21 protein-coding genes are annotated in these 25,057 nt (G+C 60.8%); all 21 read left to right on the top strand.

The window, feature by feature from the left end; genetic code table 11:
- The 21 genes from hemW to rny all read left to right on the top strand — a co-directional run bounded on the left by hemW (nucleotide 1) and on the right by rny (nucleotide 25,056).
- Nucleotides 1-1,233, top strand: a complete 1,233-nt coding sequence (gene hemW, locus DW796_RS03265) for a radical SAM family heme chaperone HemW (protein ID WP_117776230.1) — start codon at nucleotides 1-3, stop codon at nucleotides 1,231-1,233.
- A 58-nt stretch (nucleotides 1,234-1,291) separates the two neighbouring features.
- Nucleotides 1,292-2,395, top strand: a complete 1,104-nt coding sequence (locus DW796_RS03260) for a DnaJ domain-containing protein (protein WP_187362361.1) — start codon at nucleotides 1,292-1,294, stop codon at nucleotides 2,393-2,395.
- Nucleotides 2,396-2,476: 81 nt separating this feature from the next.
- Nucleotides 2,477-3,625, top strand: coding sequence for a molecular chaperone DnaJ (gene dnaJ, locus DW796_RS03255; RefSeq protein ID WP_117639894.1), 1,149 nt, complete (start codon nucleotides 2,477-2,479; stop codon nucleotides 3,623-3,625).
- 9 nt (nucleotides 3,626-3,634) lie between these two features.
- The gene (locus tag DW796_RS03250; RefSeq protein ID WP_118094252.1) at nucleotides 3,635-4,927 is read left to right on the top strand and encodes a MiaB/RimO family radical SAM methylthiotransferase; all 1,293 of its coding nucleotides are present in this window, start codon (nucleotides 3,635-3,637) and stop codon (nucleotides 4,925-4,927) included.
- On the top strand, nucleotides 4,908-5,894 hold the full coding sequence (locus DW796_RS03245) for a PhoH family protein (protein WP_089573386.1): 987 nt from the start codon (nucleotides 4,908-4,910) through the stop codon (nucleotides 5,892-5,894). The genes DW796_RS03250 and DW796_RS03245 overlap by 20 nt, the downstream gene beginning before the upstream one ends.
- On the top strand, nucleotides 5,891-6,400 hold the full coding sequence (gene ybeY / locus DW796_RS03240) for an rRNA maturation RNase YbeY (RefSeq protein ID WP_117654802.1): 510 nt from the start codon (nucleotides 5,891-5,893) through the stop codon (nucleotides 6,398-6,400). Before DW796_RS03245 ends, ybeY begins: the two co-directional genes overlap by 4 nt.
- 9 nt (nucleotides 6,401-6,409) lie before the next feature.
- The gene (locus tag DW796_RS03235) at nucleotides 6,410-6,787 is read left to right on the top strand and encodes a diacylglycerol kinase family protein (RefSeq protein WP_117639888.1); all 378 of its coding nucleotides are present in this window, start codon (nucleotides 6,410-6,412) and stop codon (nucleotides 6,785-6,787) included.
- Nucleotides 6,788-6,799: 12 nt separating this feature from the next.
- Complete coding sequence (gene era / locus DW796_RS03230) at nucleotides 6,800-7,867, top strand: GTPase Era (RefSeq protein WP_187362360.1); 1,068 nt, start codon at nucleotides 6,800-6,802, stop codon at nucleotides 7,865-7,867.
- A 15-nt stretch (nucleotides 7,868-7,882) separates the two neighbouring features.
- Entirely contained in the window at nucleotides 7,883-8,632 is a 750-nt protein-coding gene (gene recO / locus DW796_RS03225; protein ID WP_118094251.1) for a DNA repair protein RecO, read from the top strand.
- 138 nt (nucleotides 8,633-8,770) lie between these two features.
- Nucleotides 8,771-9,049, top strand: a complete 279-nt coding sequence (rpsO, locus tag DW796_RS03220; RefSeq protein ID WP_099431792.1) for a 30S ribosomal protein S15 — start codon at nucleotides 8,771-8,773, stop codon at nucleotides 9,047-9,049.
- Nucleotides 9,050-9,198: 149 nt separating this feature from the next.
- Nucleotides 9,199-11,445, top strand: coding sequence for a polyribonucleotide nucleotidyltransferase (locus DW796_RS03215; protein WP_117639884.1), 2,247 nt, complete (start codon nucleotides 9,199-9,201; stop codon nucleotides 11,443-11,445).
- Nucleotides 11,446-12,085: 640 nt separating this feature from the next.
- Complete coding sequence (locus DW796_RS03210; protein WP_118094250.1) at nucleotides 12,086-13,756, top strand: ribonuclease J; 1,671 nt, start codon at nucleotides 12,086-12,088, stop codon at nucleotides 13,754-13,756.
- A gap of 1 nt (nucleotide 13,757) precedes the next feature.
- Nucleotides 13,758-16,535, top strand: coding sequence for a DNA translocase FtsK (locus tag DW796_RS03205; RefSeq protein WP_233508847.1), 2,778 nt, complete (start codon nucleotides 13,758-13,760; stop codon nucleotides 16,533-16,535).
- Nucleotides 16,535-18,046: a RodZ family helix-turn-helix domain-containing protein gene (locus tag DW796_RS03200; RefSeq protein WP_117758514.1), complete on the top strand. Its 1,512-nt coding sequence runs from the start codon at nucleotides 16,535-16,537 to the stop codon at nucleotides 18,044-18,046. The genes DW796_RS03205 and DW796_RS03200 overlap by 1 nt, the downstream gene beginning before the upstream one ends.
- 26 nt (nucleotides 18,047-18,072) lie before the next feature.
- Nucleotides 18,073-18,570 carry a YajQ family cyclic di-GMP-binding protein gene (locus DW796_RS03195; RefSeq protein ID WP_117758513.1) on the top strand — a complete coding sequence of 166 codons (498 nt, stop codon included), beginning with the start codon at nucleotides 18,073-18,075 and terminating at the stop codon, nucleotides 18,568-18,570.
- 27 nt (nucleotides 18,571-18,597) lie between these two features.
- Nucleotides 18,598-19,947 carry a 30S ribosomal protein S12 methylthiotransferase RimO gene (gene rimO / locus DW796_RS03190; RefSeq protein WP_117776236.1) on the top strand — a complete coding sequence of 450 codons (1,350 nt, stop codon included), beginning with the start codon at nucleotides 18,598-18,600 and terminating at the stop codon, nucleotides 19,945-19,947.
- Between the two features lie 99 nt (nucleotides 19,948-20,046).
- The gene (gene pgsA, locus DW796_RS03185) at nucleotides 20,047-20,595 is read left to right on the top strand and encodes a CDP-diacylglycerol--glycerol-3-phosphate 3-phosphatidyltransferase (RefSeq protein ID WP_231500751.1); all 549 of its coding nucleotides are present in this window, start codon (nucleotides 20,047-20,049) and stop codon (nucleotides 20,593-20,595) included.
- Nucleotides 20,596-20,607: 12 nt separating this feature from the next.
- Nucleotides 20,608-21,138: a CinA family protein gene (locus DW796_RS03180; RefSeq protein ID WP_117758511.1), complete on the top strand. Its 531-nt coding sequence runs from the start codon at nucleotides 20,608-20,610 to the stop codon at nucleotides 21,136-21,138.
- A gap of 257 nt (nucleotides 21,139-21,395) precedes the next feature.
- Nucleotides 21,396-22,544: a recombinase RecA gene (gene recA, locus DW796_RS03175; RefSeq protein WP_022094695.1), complete on the top strand. Its 1,149-nt coding sequence runs from the start codon at nucleotides 21,396-21,398 to the stop codon at nucleotides 22,542-22,544.
- A gap of 11 nt (nucleotides 22,545-22,555) precedes the next feature.
- Nucleotides 22,556-23,248, top strand: a complete 693-nt coding sequence (locus DW796_RS03170; RefSeq protein WP_089573376.1) for a regulatory protein RecX — start codon at nucleotides 22,556-22,558, stop codon at nucleotides 23,246-23,248.
- A 257-nt stretch (nucleotides 23,249-23,505) separates the two neighbouring features.
- The gene (rny, locus tag DW796_RS03165; RefSeq protein ID WP_089573375.1) at nucleotides 23,506-25,056 is read left to right on the top strand and encodes a ribonuclease Y; all 1,551 of its coding nucleotides are present in this window, start codon (nucleotides 23,506-23,508) and stop codon (nucleotides 25,054-25,056) included.
- Nucleotide 25,057 lies beyond the last annotated feature (1 nt).

Raw genomic sequence — 25,057 nt, 5'->3', positions numbered from 1 at the left:
GTGGCCGTTACCGCGCTGTACGTGCACGTGCCGTTCTGTGCCCAAAAGTGCCGCTACTGCGACTTCGACTCGCGCAGCTTTGCTTCGTGTGATTTGGATGCCGCGCTCGATTCCTATTTTGAGCAGTTGTTCGCGCGTCTCGATGCTTTTGGCAAGGCTGGGGCCCTCGACCAGATCCGCACCGTCTATGTTGGCGGCGGCACGCCGTCGCTGGCGGGGGAGCGCCTGGTGGAGCTGGCGCGGCGTATTCGTGCGTGGTGCGCCCCCGTTGAGTTTACCTGCGAGGCCAATCCCGAGTCGCTGACCGCCGAGCTTGCTACTGCGCTTGCCAAGGTTGGTGTCACACGCGTTTCTCTGGGCGTGCAAACGCTCGATAACACCGAACTTACCGCCATCGGCCGCATTCACGATGCCGATCGGGCGCTCGCCGCCATCGCGACGGTCAAGGACGCTGGGCTTGACGTGTCGTGCGACCTTATGTGCGGACTTCCCGGGCAGACCGCAGCGAGTTGGAAGCGTACGCTCGAGGGCGTGCTGGCGGCGGTTCCGCATCATGTGTCGGTTTACCCGCTCACGCTCGAGGTGGGGACGCCCCTCTATCGCATGGCGTGCCGTGACGAGTCGCTCGAGCCCGACGAGGATTTTCAGGCCGCCTGCATGGACGTGGCGCGCGAGCTCCTGGGTGCCGCCGGCTATCACCCGTATGAGGTGGCGAGCTACGCGCTCGACGGCCATGAATGCGCCCATAACATTGCCTACTGGACCGGACGGGGCTACCTGGGCCTGGGCCGTTCTGCCGCCGGTATGCTTGATACTGGGGATTTCGACCGTCTTGCAGGTTTGTTCCCCGGCGTGTCTGCTCGAGGCGACGCGTACCGTGTGCGTTTGGTTCAGCGCGACGATGACGCGACGTCGTTTGAGGCCGAATACCTGTCGCAGCGAGAGGCTGCGGCCGAAGACCTGATGCTCGCTTGTCGCATGACGCGCGGTATTGCGTCCGACCTGTTGGTTCGCGCGGCTCGTGTCATCCCGGCCGATGAGCTGACAGCCGCTTGTGATCGCGCGCTCGAATTGGGTCTTGCCACTTGGGTGCCCGAGACGCTCGGGGTCCATGAGGGACCCTTTACTTCGGCAGATGTCGTCGCGGGCCATGTTCGAGCTCGTTTAGCACCGACACACCTGGGCTGGCTCGATGGAAATGTTCTGTTCGAGCTGTTTTGGGATCTAGCTTAGGCCGCTCGGGTAGAATTACCGGAATATATACGCTGCTGTGAGCAGGAGGTTGCCGCGCATGGCGACGATGAACGAAAAAGATTACTACGAGATTCTAGGTGTCTCCAAGGACGCCACCTCGCGTGATATTCAAAAGGCCTTCCAGCAAAAGGCCCGTAAGCTCCATCCGGACGTCAACAAAGAGCCGGATGCCGAGGAAAAGTTTAAAGAGGTTTCCGAGGCCTACGCCGTGCTTTCGGATGAGCAAAAACGTGCGCGCTACGATGCCATGCGTTCTGGCAATCCCTTTGCCGGTGCCCCTACGGCTTCGCCCTATGGTGGCGGCTATGCCGGCAACACGGGCTATGGCAATCCCTTTGAGGGCGGCTTTCCTTTTGGCGGTGCCTGGGGCCAGCAGCGTCGCGGCCAGGCTGCCTACAATCCCGAGAACGGCGCCAACGTGGTCGTCGATATCAAACTGGACGCCAAGGAGGCCAAGGACGGTGCCCGCAAGACCGTCCGCTATACGCGCTTCGATACCTGTGGTCACTGCGGCGGCTCGGGTTCTGTCTCCTCCGAGCATGCCCATACCTGCCCGAGCTGCGGTGGCCGCGGGCACATCGACGTCGACTTGTCCTTCCTGTTTGGTGCGGGCACGTTCCAGTCGGTCTGCCCCGAGTGCGGCGGTTCCGGTAAGGTCGTGGCCGACCCCTGCCCCGATTGCGGTGGCAGCGGTCGTACTCGCGTAACCTCCGAGCAGACGATTGAGTTTCCTGCCGGCACGCACGATGGCGACGAGGTCCGCATTAGCGGCATGGGTCACGCCGGCACTAACGGTGCCGCTGGCGGTGATCTAGTCGGCCGTGCCCATGTCGAGTCCGAGCGCTTGGAAGGCAAAGCTCGTACCGGTTTTTACCTGATGGGCATCGTGGCGCCGTTTTTGGTACTCTCGGCCATCTCGGGCGTGTTCTCGGCCTTTGCCGTGATGTGCTTTATTCCGTTTACCATGGGCCTGTTCATGGTGCTTTCGGACGGCGTGCTTCATCGCAGCCTGCTGTGGTGGAAGCGCGGTGCGATGCAGTTTGCCAACGGTTTTGCCAATGGCTTCATGTTCGCGCTCGTGTCGGTTTGGTTCGCGAGCTGCTCGCAACGGGCCATGCTTTCGCCTTACGGAATGCAATAACATCAAACCCTCTGTTTGCGGTTGGCCCAGCTTGGGTATAGGACGCACTGTGACAATAATGAAAGTCGGAAGGATTCGGTCGTGTCGGAAAATAGGGATTACTACGAGGTACTTGGCGTCGACAAGGATGCCGACGCGCGGACGATTAAGCGCGCGTTTCTAAAGAAGGCCCGTACCGTACACCCGGACGTTTCGGACGACCCCGAGGCCGAGGCCAAGTTCAAGGAGCTCAACGAGGCCTATTCCGTTCTTTCCGATGAGCAGAAGCGTGCTAACTACGACCGTTACGGCACTGCCGACGGCCCTGGTGGTTCGGGCTACGTCGATATCAACGATATCTTTGGTGGTATGGGCATGGACGACTTGTTCTCGTCGTTTTTTGGCGGCGGTGCCGGCGGTGGCGCCCGCAGCCGTCGCGAGCGTCGTCGCGGTCGTGACATGGCCATCTCGCTTTCGGTGACGCTCGAGGAGGCGGCGCTCGGCTGCAAAAAGACAATCAGCTATGACCGCTTTGCTCCTTGCGAGGACTGCAATGGCACCGGTAGGGCAGAGGGCGCACAGGAAAAGCAGTGCGGCCGCTGCCACGGCACGGGCTATGTCACGACGGTTCAGCGATCGTTTTTGGGCCAGGTTCAGTCTTCCTCGCCTTGCCCCGACTGCCATGGCGAGGGCACGGTTATCGACCATCCCTGCGAGACCTGCGATGGTCAGGGCCGCACGCCTTCGCATGAAAAGATTGACATCGATATTCCCGCCGGCGTTTCGACCGGTCGACAGCTGCGTGTGAGCGGCTTTGGCGAGGCCGGTCTTCGCGGCGAGCCTTCGGGCGACTTGATTGTCAACGTGCGCGTTGCCGACCATGAGCGCTTTAAGCGCAACGGTGACGACCTGTACCTGGTGAGCGATATCTCGATTGCGCAGGCTGCGCTCGGCTGCGAGATCGAGGTCGAGGGCATTATGCCCGACGAGGTCGTTAAGGTGTGCGTCCCCGCCGGCGCCCAGTACGGCGACACCGTGAGCGTCAATAATTACGGCATGCCGCGCATTGGCGGTGGCGGTTCGCGTGGCCGCTTGATCGTGCAACTGCGCGTGGTCGTTCCCACCAATCTTTCCAATAAGCAGCGCGAGCTGCTCCGTGCTTTTGCCGATGAGATGGGCGATGACGTCGCTTCCGGTAAGAAGTCGGTGACCGACCGTATCAAGAGTGCCCTCGACGATATCCTCGATTAAGGAGCCCGCGTGCTCGCACCCCATATTTCCGTCGTCAACCTCGGCTGCCGTGTCAACCGGGTTGAGTCTGACCGTATCACTGCCGATCTTATGCGCCTGGGTTTTGCTATGGTGGAGCCCCAGGATGCCGACCTGATCGTCATTAACACCTGTGCCGTTACGGGCGAGGCCGAGGCCAAGACCCGTAAGGCCGTCCGTCATGCGCTGGCCCATCCAAATGAGCCCTATGTGCTCGTGACCGGTTGCGTGGTCAATTTGCATCCCGAGGAGCTGTTGGAGCTTTCGGATCGCGTGATCGCCGAGCCGTCCAAGATCGATGTCGCCGAACGTGTCTGCGAGGTGCTGGGCGTTGAGTCCGATAGCGTTCCCGCCTGCAGCGATGGCGAGGTGGTCGATGCGCTCGGTCGCTCTCGCCTGGGCGTGAAGATCCAGGACGGCTGCAACCATCGCTGCACCTATTGCATTGTGTGGAAGGCGCGCGGCCCCGAGCGCTCCGTGCCTGTCGAGTCCGTGCTTGAGCAAGTTCGCGAGGCCCAGGAGGCCGGCGTGCCCGAGGTGGTGCTGACCGGTGTGAACCTGGGTGCCTACGATGGCAAGAGCGCGACCGACGAGCATGTCGAAATCGATGAGCTGCTCGAGGCCATCATGGAGCGCACGTCTATTCCGCATGTGCGCATTTCCTCGGTCGAGCCCATGGATATCTCTGAGCGCCTGCTTAAGGTTATGGCGCGCTATCCGCAGCGTATCGCCCCGTTTTTGCACCTGCCCGTGCAGTCCGGCTGCACGGCGACCTTGCATCGCATGGGCCGTCCCTATAGCGCCGAGGCGTTTGAGGATACGGTGCGCATGATTCGCGCCAACTTGCCTCAGGCGTCCCTTTCGTGCGACGTCATCGTCGGTTTTCCCGGTGAGACGGATGAGGAGTTCGAGGAGTCGCTGGCGCTATGCCGCCGCGTGGGGTTCTCGCGCATGCATGTGTTCCGCTACAGTAAGCGTCCCGGCACACTTGCCGCCGATATGCCCGACCAGGTACCGCCAGAGGTTATGGCTGAGCGCAGCCGCCGTATGCGGGCCGCGGCGCAGGAACTCGCCATCGCCGATGCTCGTCGTCGCGTGGGAACCGTTGAGCGCGCCGTGCTCGAGTATGGTGACAACCTGACGCTCGGCTCGTTCCATCATGCCCGTCTTGACGATACCTGTGGACTTACAGCCCCGTGCCTGCTCGATGTTGCTATCATCGAAGTCGATGATTCCGGCTTGGTCCATGCGCGCAGGGAGGTTCATGGAAGCCTCGAAGATTAGACTTACCGTTCCCGAGGGGATTGATCCCTCGCGCGTTTTGGGCGCCGGCGACGGCGTCCTTCGTGCGCTCGAGAGCTTGGTTCGCGCCCACGTGGTCGCCCGTGGCGACAGTATCGCCGTGAGCGGTGACCCGGATGAGGTCGAGCTCGTGGTGCGCTTTTTTGAGCATGCTTTTCGCGAGGCGGCTGCCGGACGCACGCTGTCTGCCGACGATGTCTCGCGTTGCTTGGCTGTCCTGCGCGATGGAGAGCATGATGCCTCGTCGCTGCGCGATGACGTGCTGCTGTCGTATCGCGGCCGCGTTATTCGTCCCAAGACGCTCGGCCAAAAACGCTATGTTGACGCCATCCGCTCGCATACCATCACGTTTGGCCTGGGTCCCGCCGGTACCGGTAAGACCTATCTGGCCATGGCGCTCGCCGTTGCCGCGCTCAAGCGTCACGAGGTGGGTCGCCTAATCTTGACGCGCCCGGTTGTCGAGGCGGGGGAGAACCTGGGCTTTTTGCCCGGTACCCTCGAGGAAAAGATCGATCCGTACATGCGCCCGCTCTACGACGCCCTTTTTGACATGATGGATCGCGAGCGCACCGATGAGCTTATGGAACGTGGCGTGATCGAGATCGCCCCGCTCGCCTACATGCGCGGCCGTACGCTGAGCGATGCGTTCGTGGTGCTCGATGAGGCACAAAACACGACGCCCGAGCAGATGAAGATGTTCCTGACGCGCCTGGGCTTCAACTCCAAGTTCGTGATTACCGGCGACTTGAGTCAGCGCGACCTGGTGGGTCGTCGTGGCGGCTTGGCGGATGTCGAGAAGATTTTGGGCCGTGTCGACGATGTGGCATTTTCTCACCTCGAGCGTGCCGACGTGGTGCGTCATGCCCTGGTGGGTCGTATCGTCGAGGCATATGATGCTTATGATGACGTGCGTGAGCAGCGTTCGCGCGACCGAAAGGAGTCCCGTTGAGTGTATTGATCAGCAACGATGCCGAGCTCGATACGCTGCTCGACGCGCAAGAGGTGGAGCACATCTGCGAGGTCGTGCTTGCCGCCGAGGGCGTTGAGCGTGAAGTTGAGATTTCCCTTTCGTATGTCGACGAGGACGAGATGCACGAGCTCAACCACGAGTGGCGCGGTATCGACCGCACCACCGATGTGCTCTCGTTTGAGTGCGATTCGGCCTTTGACGATGACATTCCCGCCGATGAGACGCTCGAGCTCGGCGATATTATCTTGGCCCCGCAGGTTATTGCCCGTCAGGCCCCCGGTTTTGGCAATAGTCCCGCTGATGAGTGCCGTCTGATGCTCGTACACGGAATGCTGCACCTGCTGGGCTATGACCACATCGAGGACGACGAGGCCGAGGTCATGGAGGCCCGCGAGGACGCCATCCTGCGCGATCTGGCGCTCGAGCGCGGCGAGGACCCCAAGCTAGTCCACGTCGGCCCCATCACCAACCATGCCCACGACTAGGAGCCGTCTATGATTCCCGGATCGAACAAGGACCATCCGTCCTTTTTAAAGTCGTTTTCTTACGCCATGGAGGGCTTCGTCACCGCCGTCAAGACCGAGCGCAACATTAAGGTCATGCTCGTGGCGGGCGTGTGCACCGTCATTGCCGGCTGCATCGTGGGGCTCGACATTGCCGAGTGGGCCACGATTATCATCTGTTGTGGCCTGGTGATTCACGGCGAGCTGTGCAACACCGCTATGGAGGCTATCGTCGACCTAGCGACCCAGGAGCTCCATCCGCTGGCCAAGCGTGCGAAGGACATCGCCGCCGCCTCTGTATACGTTCTTTCCATCACCGCCGCGATTGTGGGCGTGCTGGTATTTGCCCACGCGCTCGGCTTTATTTAGAAAGGGATTCCCATGTCCGACAATATGCAGTCTACCGATGAGATTTTGGACGACGAGTCCCCGGATGCTAAGGCGACCGAGGCCTATGAGGAAGTCGAGGAGTTCGACCCGTTTGAGGGCATGAGCGACGAGGAGCTCGACGCCCTGTGCGATGAGGACGACAGCCTCGCGGGCTTTGGCGACGTTGAGCCCGGTTTCCGCAGTGGCTTCGTGGCCTTGGTCGGCCGCCCCAACGCCGGTAAGTCAACGCTGCTCAACGCCTGCTATGGCAAAAAGGTCGCCATCACCTCGCCGGTGGCCCAGACGACCCGCCGTCGCATGCGCGCCGTCGTCAACCGCCCCGGCTACCAGCTGGTCTTTGTCGATACCCCGGGTATCCACAAGCCCAAGGACGGTCTTGGGTCCGAGCTCAACAAGAGCGCGCTGTTCGAGCTGAACGATGTCGATGTTGTCGCGTTTTTGATTGATGCCACTAAACCGATCGGCAGGGGAGACGCCTGGGTTGCCGAGCGTGTCAAGAATGCCCGTTCCAAGAAGGTCCTGGTGCTCACCAAGGCCGATGAAGCCGACCCCGCACAGGTCATGGAGCAGCTTAAGGCCGCCCACGAGCTTATGGAATATGACGACGAGATCGTGACGTCGTCGGTCAAGAACTTTAACGTCGATGCCTTCATCGAGACCGTTGCGCACTTTTTGCCCGAGGGTCCGCGTTGGTTCCCCGAGGACATGGGTACCGACGCTTCCGATGAGACGCTCGTTGCCGAGTTTGTGCGCGAGAAGGTCTTGCGCCGCACCCGTGATGAGATCCCGCACTCCGTGGGCGTGATTTGCGATGCGCTTGAGCAGACCAAGAAGGTGCTGCGCGTGCACGCCACCATTTACGTCGAGCGCGAGGGCCAAAAGGGCATCATCATCGGCAAGGGCGGCGAGATGATCAAACATATCGGCATTGACGCCCGTCGCGACCTTGAGCGCATCTTTGGCACCCAGGTCTTTTTGGAGCTGGACGTGAAGGTCAAGGCCGGCTGGCGTGACGACGAGGCCCAGATTCGCCGCTTTGGCTATAACGCCGAGGATTAGGGACACGCGGCGCGAATGGCAGGTTCTCGTACATATCGCACGAAAGTGCTCGTGCTCGATAAGACGAAGCTCAAAGAGACGGACCTGATCCTGACGATGCTTGACGAGCGGGGTCGGCAGGTTCGTGCCGTGGCAAAGGGCGCCCGCAAACCCGGCGGACGCCTGGCTGCGCGCTGCGAGATGTTCTGTACCGTTGATCTGCTGCTTGCGCATGGACGGTCGCTCGACGTGGTTTCCCAGGCCGAGCTTATGGAGGCGCCGCTCGGCGCTGCTCCCGATTACGAGATGACATGCGCCGCAAGCGCGATCGCCGAGGTCGCGCGCGTGTGCTCGTTCGAGGACGCCGAGGACCCGTTTACCTTTGCCATAACGCAGCGAGCGCTTGCCCTGGTGGGCAGCGGGCTCGACGCGGCGCATATGGATCTACTTGTGGCGGCATATGTCTTTAAGCTGCTGTCGCACGTTGGCTATCGACCCGATTTTTCGGCCTGCGTGCTGTGCGGAGACCCCATGCTGTCGTATTTTTCGCCCCAGGCGGGCGGTCTCATGTGCGGGTCGTGCGCGTCGAGCGTTCCGGGTGCTGAGCTGGTGTCGACCGGTGAGGTCGCGTGGCTGCGCGCCCTCATGTCCATGACCTTCGATGTGCTTATGACCGAGAGGATCGACCCCCATACAGCAGCTTTTTTGCTCGGGCTTTCGCATGTGTGGGCGGCGACGCATACCGACCAGCGCCTCCGTGCGATGGAATTCATGTTGGGTCGGTGATGATGCGCATGGGCGGTCTGCTTGTGGTAACATACCGACCTGTTGGTACCTCGACCTTGGTTGCTCGCTCCACCGGCGGCTTCCCAGTCCGAGGCGAATCGAGTCGCCCGTGGGCGACGCAAAACGAAAGGTGAAACAATGACTGTTTCCAAAGAGCGCAAGGCGGAGCTGACTGCCCAGTTCGGTAACACCCCGGTCGATACCGGCAACCCCAAGGTTCAGGTCGCCATCCTGACCGAGCGCATCAAGGAGCTGACCGAGCACATGAAGTCCCACCAGAAGGACTTCCACACCCGTCGTGGCCTGCTCATGCTCGTCGGCCGTCGTCGTCGTCTTCTCTCCTACATCAAGAAGAACGACATCGTCGAGTACCGTGAGCTCATCAAGGCTCTGGGCATCCGCGACAACATCCAGTAGGATTTGTACATGCAAGGAGCGTCCTGCGCAGCGGGGCGCTCTTTTTGTGTAAGGGCGTGAACAATCACGCTCTGAAGCGTGGCGGGGGCAGGGGGCCCGCGTCACATGAGGAGCCTGCAGGCAAGGGGCCTGCGGGGTAAAGGAGAACAATGACACTCGTATCCAAGACCTTTGAGCTGTACGGCAAGACCTACACCTTTGAGTCGGGCGAGCTTGCCAAGCAGGCCACCGGCGCCTGCCTGGTCAAGCAGGGCGACACCACGATGCTCGACACCGTGGTTGTCTCCAAGGAGCGCAAGAACTACGACTTTTTCCCGCTGACCGTCGACTTCAACGAGAAGATGTACGCAGCCGGCCGCATCCCGGGTGGCTACCTCAAGCGTGAGGGCCGTCCCAGCGAGAAGGCCACGCTCACCGCGCGCATGATCGACCGTCCGATTCGCCCGAGCTTCCCGGACGGCTTCCGCAACGAGGTGCACATCGTCGCTACCTCGCTCGTCGCCGACCAGGTCAACCCCTTTGACGTCATCAACGTCATGGGTGCTTCCCTGGCCATGACGCTCGGCGGCGTGCCCTTCGAGGGCCCGCTTGCCTGCGTGCGCATCGGCCGCAACGTGGAGACCGGCGAGTTTATCGTTAACCCCACCTATGAGGAGCGCGAGAACTCCGATCTGGACCTGGAGCTGGGCGGCTCTGCCGACTTCATCTCGATGGTCGAGGCCGGCGCCGAGGAGATCTCCGAGGACGACATGCTCGCCGCCATGAAGTTTGGCCAGGAAGCCCTTGCCGCCTTCTGCCAGGCCCAGGACGAGTTCGTTGCCGAGTGGGAGCAGGTCAATGGCGCCATCGTCAAGAAGGAGTACCCGCTCGACCAGCCCGTCGAGGAGGTCCAGGAGCGCATCTTCGCCCACTACGACGAGATGGCCGCCGCCCTTCGCGACGCCGACAAGCTCTCCCGTATCGGTAAGGTCGAGGCTCTGAAGGAGTCCATCCGTGCCGAGTTCACCGAGGAGGAGCAGGCCGCTTGGGAGCGCGAGATCCCCGTGGCGCTCAAGAAGCTCGAGAAGAAGGCTATGCGTACCATGGTCGTCGAGACCGGCGAGCGCGTCGACGGCCGTGCCGCCGATGAGATTCGCCCCATCATGGTGAAGGATAACTACCTGCCGCTCGTTCACGGCTCCGGTCTGTTCCAGCGTGGCCAGACCCAGGTGCTTTCCGTCCTGTCGCTCGGTATGCTCAACGAGGGCCAGCGTCTGGATACCATCGAGCCCACCGAGGGCAAGCGCTACATGCACCACTACAACTTCCCGCCGTTCTGCACCGGCGAGACCGGCCGCATGGGCAGCCCCAAGCGCCGCGAGATCGGCCACGGCAACCTGGCCGAGCGCGCTTTGCTTCCGGTGCTCCCCGACGAGAACGAGTTCCCCTACGCCATCCGCGTGGTCTCCGAGGTCATGGAGTCCAACGGCTCCTCTTCGATGGCCTCGACCTGCGGCTCCACGCTCGCCCTTATGGACGGCGGCGTGCCCATTAAGCGCCCGGTCTCCGGTATCGCCATGGGCCTGATCCAGGAGGAGGGCAAGACCGTGGTCCTGTCCGACATCCAGGGTCTCGAGGACTTCCTTGGCGACATGGACTTTAAGGTCACCGGCACCACCGAGGGCATCACCGCCCTGCAGATGGACAACAAGGCCACCGGCCTCACCTTCGACATCCTGGCCCGCGCTCTGCAGCAGGCCAAGGAGGGTCGCGCCTTCATCCTGCAGAAGATGCTCGATGTGATCCCCGAGCCGCGCCACACCACGCGCAGCACTGCTCCGCGCATCGTTTCCATCCAGGTTCCGACCGACAAGATCCGCGACGTCATCGGTTCCGGCGGTAAGGTCATCCGCGGTATCCAGGACGAGACCGGCGCCTCGGTCGACATCCAGGAGGACGGCACCGTCTTTGTCGGCGGCACCGGCGAGTCCGTCGACCAGGCCGTCGAGCGTATCAAGCTCATCATCAAGGTTCCCGAGCCGGGCGAGGAGTACACCGGTCGCGTGGTCTCCATCCAGCCCTTCGGCGCCTTCGTCAACCTGCTGCCCGGTAAGGACGGCCTGCTGCACATCTCCCGCGTCGCCAAGGGCCGCGTGGAGAAGGTCGAGGACGTCCTCAACGTGGGCGACGAGGTCAAGGTCGTCGTCATCGAGGTCGACGACCGTGGCAAGATCTCGCTCGATCGTCTTGACAAGCCTGAGGCCCCGGCTCGCGCCGAGGGTGCCTCCGAGGGCGACGGCGAGCACTTCCAGCGTCGTGAGCGCCCGCGTCGCGAGCGCTCCGAGCGCAGTGACCGTCCGCGCCGTCCCGGCGACAACGGAGGCCGCAAGCCCCGCCGTCACCACGACGCCGAGTAACAGCCGTACATAACCAGCACCGCAAGGGCGACTCCGGACAGGGGTCGCCCTTTTGCTTGCGCCCGGGAGGGCCGCATATGAAGTTTCCTGCTCTACAGTCCTGCGCAAGACGGAAAGCACATTAAGTGCTTTCCTTTGCGTGCGGAACTCGCGATAAACTTCATATGCGGCCCTCCCGGGCGCAAGCAAAAGGACTGGTTAGTGCCGCTCGCTATTTAGTTAGACAGTCTATTCAGTAGTCAGATTTCAGATCTGTAGATAGCCGCAGCAGCATCTTCCCAGATAAAACCGACCATAATAAACCTGTCCCTTTTTGGCCGGTTTCCCGTGGGGCGGGCACTGATGAAGTTTATCGCGAGTTCCGCACGAACAGGAGGCCACTTAATGTGGCCTCCGTCGTGAGCAGGACTGTAGAGCAGGAAACTTCATCAGTGCCCGCCCCACGGGAAACCGGCGGGATAGACCGGTTCAGATGGGGCTTTGATGCATGGGTGGTCTGTTGGTGGGCAAATGGGTATCATACTGTGGTTATTGCATCGACTCTGCGATGCATGTTTGTACGTTCCCGGCGGTCGGTTTGCCAGAAGCGCCCCGTCGGTTGTTCCAGACCCGTTTCGAAGAAAGGAAACCACACTAACCTATGGCAGCTAAAAAATCATCTCCCTTGAAGATCATCCCGCTCGGCGGCCTTGATGGCATCGGCAAGAACATGACGGTCTTCGAGTGCGGCGACGACATGGTGCTCGTCGACGCCGGTCTCATGTTCCCGGATGACTCCCAGCCCGGTATCGATCTGGTGCTTCCCGACTACACCTACGTTCTGGAGAACGAGGAGAAGCTCTGCGGTATCATCGTCACTCACGGCCACGAGGACCACACCGGATCGCTTCCGTATCTGCTGCAGGACCTCAACAACAAGGTGCCCATCTTCTCGAGCAAGCTGACGCTCGGTTTTATCGAGGGCAAGCTCTCCGAGTTCCGCATCCGCGCACCCAAGTTCCGCGAGGTCAAGGGCGGCAGCCATGTCAACCTCGGCGGCATCTCGCTCGACTTCTTCTCGATGACGCACTCCATCCCCGGCGCTCTGGGCGTGTTCATCCGCACCAATCAGGGCACCGTTATGCACACCGGCGACTTTAAGCTCGACCAGACGCCCATCGATGGCGTCACGCCCGACTATGCCGCTATCAGCCGCTTTGCCAAGCAGGGCATCGACCTGCTGCTTTCCGACTCCACCAATGCCACGGTTCCCGGCTTTACCAAGTCCGAGGCCGAGGTTGGTCCCAACCTGCTGCACGCCATCAAGAACGCCCCGGGTCGCGTGTTCGTCGCATCGTTCTCGAGCCACATCCATCGTTTGCAGCAGATCTGCGATGCCGCCCGCAAGTGCGGCCGTAAGGTCGTTGTGACCGGTCGCTCCATGCTCACGAACACCCGCGTGGCGCGCGAGCTCGGTTATCTCAACATCGATGATGCCGATATCATCGATGCCTTCGATATTGATAACCTGCCTGACGACAAGATCGTCGTCATGTGCACTGGTTCGCAGGGCGAGCCGCTGTCGGCCCTGTCCCGCATGGCCAATGGCGAGCACAAGACGCTCTCCATCCACGAGGGCGATACCGTTATCCTTTCGGCAACTCCCGTTCCTGGCAACGAGAAGGCCGTCCAGCAGGTCGTCAACAGCCTGGCCAAGCTCGGCTGCGACGTGTGGGATAAGAACCGCGCTCTCGTCCACGTCTCGGGTCACGGTAGCCAGGAGGAGCTCAAGCTCCTGATGGCCATGGCCAAGCCCACGTACTTTATGCCGGTTCACGGTGAGGCCGTGCATCTGCGCGCCCATGCCCAGCTGGCCCGCAAGATGGGCATCAAGGACGATCATATCTTTATCCTCGATAACGGCGACACGCTCGAGATGCGCGGTGGTATCGTCAAGCGCGGTACGCCCGTCGAGTCCGGTGTCGTTTACGTCGACGGCCTGCGTATCGGCGATACCGACCCCATCGTCCTGCGCGATCGCCAGAAGCTCGCCAACGACGGTATGGTCACGGCCGTTGCTATCGTCTCCCTCAAACACAAGAAGATCGAGGCCATCGAGTTCTCGGGCCGCGGCGTCTCGTTTGCCATCGACGACCAGTTCTCCGAGGATGCTTCCGCGTCCATTATGAAGACGATCGAGAAGGGTAAGTTTAGCTTTACCAGCAGCGGTTCCGATGCCATTCGCAAGGCCGTGCGCGATTCGCTCTCTAACTTTATCTGGAGCCGTACGCGCACCCGTCCGATGATCATCCCGGTCGTCATGGAGGTTTAGTTTGGCGCGCGGATCTGCACAAAACGCCAAAGTCAATAAGGCCAACAACCAACCGGCATCTGCTAAGGGTGCCGGTTCCCATCTGCGTGCCAATAAGGGCCACGAGTCCGAGTTTGATGAGTTTGAGCCCTTGGTCGAGCCTTCGGCCAATCGCGATATCGCCGGTGTGGTCATCGCCGTTTTGGCGATCGCGTCCTTCATTGCCGTGATCTCTCCGGCAACAGCGCCCGTGACGGCTGCGGTTGCCGGTTTCTACCACCTGGGCTTTGGTCTGGGCGCCTACGTGCTGCCGATCGTCATCTTGCTGTTTGCCGCCACGCTCTTTTTGGGTGAGGACTCGCCGCTCAACGTGCGCTCTGTTGCGGGCGGCGCCTTGGTCTTTATCGCCGTCGTCTCCATTCTTTCGCTGATGGTGCCGGGCACGAGCGATTCGTGCGACCTTATGTTTACGCCGCAGAACCTTTCCGTGTCGGGCGGCTACATTGGCGCCTTTATCGCAAGTGCCTTGCAAAACGCCCTGGGTAAACCTATCGCCATGGTTGTCTTGCTGGGGCTTGTCGTCGTTGGTTTGGTCATTATCGGCTTTTCGGTGGGTGGCGTTTTGCGCTCCGCACGCGATCGCGCTGCCGATTTTGCCGAGCGTCGACGTGCCGATGTCAATGCGAGCCCGTGGGGCGATGAAGAGGCCCTGTCGGTTCCCGGCGTCGCCCGTCCGCACCTTAGCATTCTGCGCCAGAAGGGGACTGACGCCGCGGTGACCACGGTCATGGGTGGCGATGTCGACCCGGTTTTGGATGACGACGAGGACGAGGATCCGTTTGTTGACGTGTCCGATGCCGTGGATGCCGAGCGGGCCAAGACCACGCTGCTGCCGCGTCGCCATGTCAAGAAGGGCAAGGCTGCGCCTAAGCTTAATACGAGTGAGCCCGACCCATCTTGGTCCGATAGCGAGATTGAGCTTACCGAGGGCGATGACGAGGACGACGAGGCTCCGATTGAGACCGCAAAGACAACTTTGCTGCCGCGTCGCCATGCAAAGCGCGGCCAGGTAACCGGCCAGCTTTCGATGGAAGACGACCCCGATAAGATTGACGAGTCCGAGCCGCCGTTTGCCGTGAATCCCGTCTCGGCCGCACCTCAGATTCCCGACTTCCTGAAGCATCCCAAGGTTGCCGATGCGCCTGCCACGAGTGCTATCGAATCGGCTGCGGCTCGTGATGGGGGAGTGGACGACGGCGCCGCAGATAACGAGGGCGAAGAAGAGGACGGCCTCAAGCTTCCGCCGCTCGAAATCCTGCATGCCAACCCGCAGTCGGCTTCCGCTGCGTCTTCGGACAAGGAGCTGGAGCAGACCGCTGAGTCACTGCAATCCACCTTGCTTGAGTTTGGCCGCAGTGCCCGCGTGGTCGGCTGGATCGCCGGCCCCACGGTGACGACCTTTAAGCTGCAGCCCGGTGAGGGCGAGCGTGTGAGCAAAATCTCGAGCCTCGAGGACGATATCGCGCTTTCGCTCGCTGCCCAGTCGGTGCGTATCTTTGCCCCGATCCCCGGCACCTCGCTCGTGGGCATCGAGATTCCCAACCGCAAGCGCCAGAACGTCAATCTGGGCGACGTGCTGCCCTATGTGAAGGGCGGTCCGCTCGAGCTCGCCATCGGCCGCGACGCCGAGGGCACGCCGGTTGTCGCCGACCTCGCCAAGATGCCTCACCTGTTGATCGCCGGTACGACCGGTTCTGGTAAGTCGGTGATGATCAATTCCATCATCACGACCTTGCTCATGCGCGCCCTTCCCGAGGACGTTCGCCTGATCATGGTCGACCCCAAGCGTGTCGAGCTTGCGGGCTATAACGGTCTGCCGCATCTCTATGTGCCCGTGGTGACCGAGCCCAAGCAGGCCGCGAGCGCTCTGCAATGGGCTGTGTCCGAGATGGAGCGTCGCCTGAAGGTCTTCGAGCGTCTCAACGTGCGTAAGATCTCGACCTACAACGAAAAGCAGGCTGCTGGCGAGTTTGAGCATTACGACAATCCGCCGCAAAAGATGCCCTACCTTGTCATTATCATTGACGAGCTCTCTGACCTGATGATGGTCGCCGGTAAGGATGTCGAGGCCTCGATCGTGCGTATTGCACAGCTGGGCCGTGCCGCCGGTATTCATCTTATCGTTGCCACGCAGCGCCCCAGCTCCAACGTGGTGACGGGCCTCATCAAGGCCAACATCACCAACCGCATCGCCTTTAACGTCGCCACGGGCATCGACTCGCGCGTCATCATCGACCAGATGGGCGCCGAGAAGCTCACCGGTTTGGGCGACATGTTGTTCTCCAAGGTCGACTGGGGCAAGCCCCGCCGTATCCAGGGCTGCTTTGTCTCGGATGATGAGATCAACGAGATTGTCGAGTTCGTCAAGTCGCAGAGTGAGCCAGACTACCACGAGGAGATCCTGTCTGCCGTGGCGCCCGCTTCCATGTCCATGGCGGGTGGCGGAGGCATTGTCCGCACCGGAGTAACCGAGCCGCAAGACGATGATCCACTCATTTGGGAAGCCGCCCATATTGTGGTGGAATCGCAGCTTGGCTCCACATCTGGCCTGCAACGTCGTCTGAAGGTTGGCTATGCGCGTGCCGGGCGTATTATGGACATGCTGGAAGAAAAGGGTGTCGTCGGCCCGCCCGACGGTTCCAAGCCGCGCGAGGTCCTTTTGGACGAGGAGGGGCTTGCCGCGCTGGAATCTGTCGACGCCGAGATGGCACGTGAAGATCGTGAGTTTGGAGGATTCTGATGGCTGCACGCTTTGGTGACATGCTGCTCGAGCAGCGTCGCCGAATGGGCCTTTCCATTCAGCAGGTCGCCAACACCATCAAAATCAGGCCGCAGATCATCGAGTTTTTCGAGACCGGTAACTTTGCTTCGATGCCGCCGCGCGGCTATGCGCAGGGCATGATTTCGAGCTATGCTCGTTTTTTGGGCCTCAATCCGCGCGAGGTCGTCAATGCCTACTTTGACGACCTGATGGCATACGAACGCGAGACGTCGCAGCAGGGCGGTCGTTTTCAGGACGCCGCCGGCTATGTCAATTCGCGTTCCTCTGTCGATAACGGGCGCTTCCTGATGGTTCAGGGTGGTCGCTCAACGCGTTATGGTCAGCGTCCGCAGCAGGCTGGCTATATTACCGAGACGGGTTCGGGCGAGGAGATTCGCTCACAGCGTGACCGGTTCCGCAGTACGCCGATGCCCGAGGACCGTGCACTTCCCGCTGCCCGCGGCGTGGCGCGTGACCCTCGTGCCGGCTACGGCGACGGCGGCTATTCCGATCGCGGTCACCGTGGTATCTCCACCGGACGTTCTCGCAGTGGCTATGCGGACGCCGATGCCACGCAGGTGACGCCGCGTCTTCGCTCTCAATCACAGCCGTATGGCCAGCGCTCTTCGGCTCCGCGTGCGGGCCAGCGTGGCTATCAAGGCTGCGGTGAACTTGCGCCCCGCTCGGGTCAGCGCAGCCTTCAGGGCCAGGGTGGCTATCGCGGCCGTTCCGACAGCAATCGTGGTCGTATGCCTCAGGGAGGCGGCCGCAGCAGTTCCAGTCGTGGACGCGGCGGTTCCCGTACTCCTCAAAACAACGGTCTCGATCCGCGTATCGTCTACGCCGGCATCGGTGCCGTGGCGTTGCTGCTGATCGTGCTCATCGTGGTACTTCTGCGCGGCTGCGCATCTTCGACGCCCGAGACCACGCCCGAGACGCCCACTGCTACCAAGACGACGCCCAAGAAGTCTTCTAAGAAGACCGAAACGGTCGACGAGGACGAAGACACCGATGAGGCGACGGATGAGTCGACCGATTCGGACGCCACCAAGACGACGGCTAAAAAGGAAGAAAACGAGGTAACGAAGGTCAAGGTCTCCGTTGCCAAGGGAAAGACCGCCTGGATTGAGGTCAAGGTCGATGGCAAGTCGGTCTATGGCGCCCAGGCGACTGGCCCCTTTGAGCAGGAGTACACGCCTGAGTCCTCGATCGAGATCACCACGTCCAAGCCTTCCGATGTCACCGTTACCAAGAACGGCGAAAAGGTCCGTTACGATACCAAGACCTCGGGCGTGGCGCGTGTGACGATCACCGTTCCCAAGAAGGAGACGACTGGTTCCGAGAATGGTGAAAGTTCTGATGGTACCGACACCACCGATGGTGCCGACACCACCGACGGCACCGATGCCCAGTCCACGGATGGCGCCGATACCGCAACTGACGGCCAGACGCCCACCGATTCTACCGACTATTCGTACGATAGCTACTAAGCCGCTCGTACGCGAAAGGAAACATCATGGCTAAAGATTCCAGCTTCGACGTCGTGTCCGAGGTCAACATGCAAGAGGTCGACAACGCCTTCCAGCAAACCACGCGTGAGATTTCCCAGCGCTATGACCTGAAGGATTCCGGCGCCACGATCGAGCTTTCGAAGGGCGACAAGCTCTTTACGATCAACGCCCCGGCCGACTTTGTCTCCAAGCAGATTATCGACGTGCTGAGCTCCAAGCTCATCAAGCGCGGCATCGACCTCAAGGCTGTCTCGTGGGATGCTCCGCAGGCGGCATCGGGCGGCACCGTGCGCGTGCTCGGCCATATCGTCGAGGGTATCGACCAGACGACCGCCAAGAAGATCAACAAGGACATCAAGGACCAAAAGCTCAAGGTCAAGGTGACTATCGAGGCCGACAAGCTGCGTGTTTCCTCTGCTTCGAAGGACGCGTTGCAGACCGTGATCCAGTTCCTGCGCGACCAGGACTACGGCCAGCCGCTGCAGTTCACCAACTACCGCTAATATCATTCGAAAGGACTGCTCTCCAACATGGATACACCGTTGGGCTCCGTGCTCTACATCACCCTCGGGTGCGCTAAGAACGAGGTTGACACCGACCGCATGCGTTCTCTTTTGACCGCCGCGGGCTACGAGGAGGCATTCGACCCACAGGATGCCGATATCGCCATCGTCAATACATGCTCGTTCCTCGCCTCCGCAACGTCCGAGAGCATCGAGACCACGCTCGAGCTCGCCAACGAGGTTCAGGACGGCGTTCGTTCTTGTCCCATCGTCATGTGCGGCTGTGTGCCGTCGCGCTATGGCGACGACCTGCCTGACGAGCTGCCCGAGGTCGCTGCCTTTGTGAAGGCCGACGAGGAGGACGGCATCGTGGCGGTCATCGATGGCGTGCTGGGTGTCGAGCGTGAGATCGCTGCCTATATTCCGCAAGTAAAGCGCACTGTCGAGGGCGCTGTTGCTTACGTCAAGATTTCCGATGGCTGCAACCGCTTCTGCAGCTTCTGCATGATCCCCTATATTCGCGGTCGCTATCATTCGCGCAATGCCGAGAGCATTATCTCCGAGGTACGCGACCTGGTTGCCGGCGGTGTGCGCGAGATCGTGCTGATTGGCCAGGACACGGGTATTTGGGGCACCGACTTTGCCGACGAAGACGTCACCGATGGCTCGCCGCGCAATCTGGCGCAGCTGCTGCATGCCGTCGCCGAGGCCGTGCGCCCGCACAACGTCTGGGTCCGCGTGCTCTATCTGCAGCCCGAGGGCATGACCGACGAGCTTATCGATACGATTCGCGATACGCCCGAGGTGCTGCCTTATATCGATATCCCCGTGCAGCACTGCGACGCGCGCATCCTCAAGGCTATGCGCCGTTCTGGTTCGCGCCAGGAGCTCGAGGACCTGTTCCGCGATCTGCGTGAGCGTATCCCCGGCATCGTGATCCGTTCCACGGCCATGGTCGGCTTCCCGACCGAGACCGACGACGAGTTCCGCGACCTTATCGACTTTATGGACACCGTCGGCTTTGACTACACGAGCGTCTTTGCCTACTCGCAGGAGGAGGGCAGCCTGGCCGCCAAGATGGAGGGTCAGGTCGATGAGGAGGTCAAGCTCGAGCGCGCCCAGGAGGCCATGGACCTGGCCGAGTCGCTCGGTTTTGCCGCCACCGCCGCACATGTGGGCGAGCGCGCCCAGGTGATCGTCGACGGCATCGAGGAGACCGAGGACGGCGCCGAGCTGATCGGCCATGCTTGGTTCCAGGCGCCCGATTCCGATGGCGCGGTGCACTTGGACGCCAGCGAGGCGTCCGTGGGCGATATTCTGACGGTCGAGTTTACCGATAGCTTCTGCTATGAGCTTATCGGCCATGTTGTGGAGTAGGAGAGCATCGTGGCAAACGAGAGCAATAAGGAACTGACGAGTGTTTGGACGCCCGCCAACATCGTGACGTGCGTTCGCATCGTCTTTATCCCGGTGTTCATGATCGTGTCGGCGCTTTCTCACACGAGTGTTGCCGGTACAGATTGGAGCACCTTCGACGGCCCGCTCGCCGCCGCTGCTTTCATTCTGTATGTTATCCTGTCGTGCACCGATAAGGTCGACGGTTATCTGGCGCGCTCGCGCAACGAGATTACCGATTTCGGTAAGTTCTTGGACCCCATCGCCGATAAGCTGCTGGTGTTCTCGGCTCTGCTGCTGTTCTTGGATTTTGGCGCTGTGACCGTGTGGTCCGTGTTCATTATCCTGTTCCGTGAGCTTCTGGTGAGCGCCCTTCGCATGGTCGCGAGTGCCGCCGGCGTGGTCGTTGCCGCCGATAAGCTTGGCAAGTACAAGACGGCGACTACGATGGTCTCCATCTGCGGTTACCTGTGCGTCTTTGCGATGGCCGGCTTGCACCTTGGCCCGCTGGCGCTGACGCTCGGCATCTACTCGGTGTCGCGCTTCCTGTACGCCGTTGCCGTTGTCCTGACCGTTATCTCGGGCGCCCAGTACTTCTGGAACTGCCGCAAGATCGTCTTTTCGGTCTAGGTCCTGGTGGGTATGACGGACTCTTTTGAGCAGATTTCCGCACATAACGAGGAGCTGGCGCGTCATATTGTCGAGCGCGCGAGCGCTCGGGGCGTGACGGTTTCGACGGCTGAGTCGCTGACGGCAGGTATGATCGCCTCGACGATTGCCGATATCCCGGGCGCCTCGGCGGTGCTGCGTGGCGGTGCGGTGACCTACTGCGATGAGATCAAGCATCGCGTTTTGGGCGTTGATCAGGAGACGCTCGACCGCTATACCGCGGTGTCGCATCAGACCGCGCGCGAGATGGCGGCGGGTTCGCTGGAGCTGTACCAGAGCGATATTGCAGTGAGCGCAACGGGTTATGCCGGCCCCGGCGGCGGCACTGAGGACGATCCGGCTGGCACTTTCTATATTGGCTGGGCGTATCGCGCGGCTGATGGGGAAGTGCCGGTCGTGGACTCTGTGCGCTGCCACTATGAGGGCGACCGTTCGTGTGTTCGTGCCCATGCGGTCGCGGAGGCATTGGGACGCATTGTCCTTGTGCTTAACTCTATGGAATAGACGTGTTTTAAGGGGCCTTCGGGCCCCTTAATTGTGGAGATGGGGACCCCTGACGAATTTAGCGTTTGCGCTGGTCATAGGTGTATTTTTGCCTTTCTTGTTCTTATTTGCCCCTTTGTGGTCAAGCATTTGGTCAGTGTTTGGTCGGCGTTTGGTTGGGTTTTGGAAAGACTGCCTGCATATGATTGGCCTGAACGGTTGACCACGAACAGCCGTTCGTTTATTATCGATGCAGGTTGTTAAGAGGAGGGCTATTCATGGCCAAGAATTCAGGTCCCGTACGTACCGTTCATGCTCGCACGACGGGTAAAGAGCGCGATGAGATGATCGCCACCACCAAGGCCGAGATCGAGAAGAAGTTCGGTCAAGGCTCCATCATGAGGTATGGTGACGGCGGCCCCGAGCTTGAGGTTGAGGCCATCCCCACGGGCGCTCTGGCACTCGATGCCGCTCTGGGTATCGGCGGTGTGCCGCGCGGCCGTATCGTCGAGATTTACGGTCCTGAGTCCTCCGGTAAGACGACGCTTTCGCTCGAGATCCTGGCCGAAGCCCAGGCAATGGGTGGCGTGGTGGCATTTATCGATGCCGAGCACGCGCTCGATCCCACGTATGCCGCGCGCATTGGCGTGGATATCGACGAGGTACTGATTTCCCAGCCTGATACGGGTGAGCAGGCGCTCGAGATTGTTGACATGCTCGTGCGTTCCGGCGCCATCGATGCCATCGTCGTCGACTCCGTCGCCGCGCTGACCCCGCGTGCCGAGATCGAGGGAGAGATCGGCGATACCACGGTCGGATTGCAAGCTCGTCTGATGAGTCAGGCGCTCCGCAAGCTCGCCGGCTCGCTGTCCAAGTCCAACACGACATGCATCTTCATTAACCAGCTGCGAGAGAAGATCGGCGTCATGTTCGGCAACCCCGAGACCACGACGGGCGGCCGCGCCCTTAAGTTCTTCTCTTCGGTGCGTATCGACATTCGCCGCATCGACAGCATTAAGCTTAAGGATGAAGTTATCGGTAACCGCGTGCGCGCCAAGGTCGTTAAGAACAAGGTGGCAGCTCCGTTCCGTTCTGCTGAGTTCGACATCATGTACGGTACGGGCATCTCTAAGGAGGGCTCGATTCTGGACATGGCTGTCGAGTGCGGCATTTGCAAGAAGATGGGCTCCTGGTTTGCCTATGGCGAGGACAAGCTCGGCAACGGTCGCGAGGCCGCCAAGGCGTTCCTGCGCGAACACCCTGATTGCGCCGACGAGATTGAGCATAAGGTCCGCCTTGCCTGCGGGCTTGAGTTTGACGACGATGCTCCATCCGAGGTCGAGCTGACCGATCAGCCTGCGCCTGAGGAGTTTGACGAGCTTTACGCCATCGATGGTTCCGCCATGCTCGATGATGACGACGAGTAGCGGTTACGCTCATGTCGTATACGGTGACCGAGGCCACGGTCGTCTTTCCCGATAAGAAGGCGGCCTCCTCGTTCTCGAGCGGGTATGCGTCCAAAAAGCCTTGCGCACATATCGATTGTGAGCTTGAGGGCGGTTTTGAGCGGTCCATTTGGATTCCCGTGCGGGTCGCGCGCCTGTATGTCAAAAACCGCCCCGATCTTCCCTGTGATTGGGACAACTTTCGTGAGGCGGTGCAGCTCGTCGAGCGTAAATGTGCACTTACCATGGTGACCGAGATGTTATCGCGCCGCGACCATGCGACGGGCGAGGTCCGTGACAAGCTGGCTCGCTACGGCTTTCACCAGACCGCGATCGATTTCGCCGTCGAGCGCGCCACCGAGTATCGCTTTTTAGACGAGAACCGCTTTTGCTCGTACTTTATCGAGGAGCGCAAGCGGCGCGGTTGGGGACAGCGCAAAATCGAGACCGAGCTCAAGCGCCGTCATGTCGTGCTCGATGACATTCCCGGTTATCCCGAGGATTATTTTGCCGTCGAAGACGATTTGGCGCGTGCGTCAGCCCTGCTCGCCAAGCGGCGTGTTCCAGAGACGCGCGGATTCGAAAAACTGGTTCGGTTTTTGATGGGCAAGGGCTTCTCGTATCATATCGCCGCCGATGCCGTTAAGGCACGTCTCGATGCCGAACGCGAGGAATGTGCGGTTTAGGCGTATGCGTTTTGTGGCCCTGCCGCTCACCGTGTTTTAGCCGCCGTGTTGGGGGCATTTATTTGACAGTTGTTGTGGTTCAACGTACGATAAACAGCGTCATTTGCTTTGTGATATGTGCTCATCTGTGATGAGTTTGTTTATATGTTTATCTGTATCCGACCCGCATAAGCTGCGCCCATATTACTCAAATGTCGCGAGCCGTTCGTAAGGACGGTTCGCTTTGTTGTGTAACGAATCCATAAAAAGGAGTGAGCATGCCTATCATCGCAGCGCTCGTTGGCATCGTTTTGGGTGCCATCGCCGCCATTGCCTACATGCGCACCGCCAAGCAGGGTAGTCTTCACGAGGCCGACGAAAAAATCCAGTCGGCACACGCACAGGCTGAGTCCCTGATCGGTGATGCTAAGCGTCAGGCCGAGACCCTCAAAAAAGAGGCTCTGCTCGAGGCTAAAGAGGAGATCATCAAGAACAAGCAGGCCGCCGAGGCCGAGGACAAGCAGCGTAAGAACGAGATTCGTACGCTCGAGAACCGCGTGATGCAGCGCGAGGAATCCCTTGATCGCCGCAACGACGCTCTCGACAAGCGCGAGCATCAGCTGTCCAGCCAGGCCGGTCAGGTCGAGAAGCGCTCCCGTGAGCTCGAGGAGCTCTGTGCAAAGCAGACTTCCGAGCTCGAGCGTATCGCCGACCTTACCCGCGAGGACGCCCACAAGGAGCTCCTCGATAAGGTTCGCGGCGAGGTCACCCACGAGGCCGCCACGATCATTCGCGAGTCCGAGCAGCAGGTTCGCGCCGAGTGCCACAAGACCGCCCAGGAGATTCTGTCTCTGGCGATTCAGCGCTGCGCTGCCGACCACACTGCCGAGGTCACCGTTACCTCCGTGCACATTCCCTCTGATGACCTCAAGGGCCGTATCATCGGTCGCGAGGGTCGCAACATCCGGACCTTCGAGCAGGTTTCCGGCGTCAACCTCGTGATCGATGACACGCCCGAGACAGTCGTTCTTTCGAGCTTCGACCCGGTCCGTCGTGAGACCGCCCGTGTCGCCCTCGAGAACCTCATCGCCGACGGCCGCATTCACCCTGCCCGTATCGAGGAGATGTATCACAAGGCCGCCGACCTGGTTCAGCAGCGCGTGCGCGAGGCTGGCGAGCAGGCTGCCTTCGATACCGGCATCCACGATCTGCACCCCGAGATCGTCAAGACCCTTGGTGCCCTGCGCTACCGTACCTCGTTTGGTCAGAACGTGCTTCAGCATTCCCTCGAGGTCTCTGATCTGTGCGGCGTGATGGCTTCCGAGCTTGGCCTGGACGTTGTGACCGCCAAGCGCGCCGGCCTGCTTCATGACCTGGGCAAGGCAATCGACCACGACGTCGAGGGCCCGCATGCCGTCATCGGCGCCGAGCTTGCCCGCCGTTATGGCGAGAAGCCCGTTATCGTCCATGCTATTGAGGCTCACCATGCCGATGTCGACCCCAACACGGTACTCGATGTCCTGGTGCAGGCCGCTGATGCTGTCTCTGCCTCTCGCCCCGGTGCCCGTCGCGAGTCTGCCGAGAACTACATCAAGCGTCTTGAGAAGCTCGAGGAGATCGCCAACTCCCATGACGGCGTCGAACGTACCTATGCCATGCAGGCCGGTCGCGAGGTCCACGTCATGGTCCAGCCGGACAAGATTTCCGATGCCCAGTCCACGGTTCTGGCTCACGATATCGCCCATCAGATCGAGGAAGAGATGGAGTATCCCGGTCAGGTGCGCGTTGTCGTGATTCGCGAGAGCCGCGCTGTCGATATCGCTAAATAAC

Source organism: Collinsella sp. AM31-2AC, assembly GCF_003469285.1.
In the GTDB taxonomy this organism is placed as follows: Bacteria; Actinomycetota; Coriobacteriia; order Coriobacteriales; family Coriobacteriaceae; genus Collinsella; species Collinsella aerofaciens_AT.
This window is presented reverse-complemented; position numbering and strand designations above follow the sequence as displayed.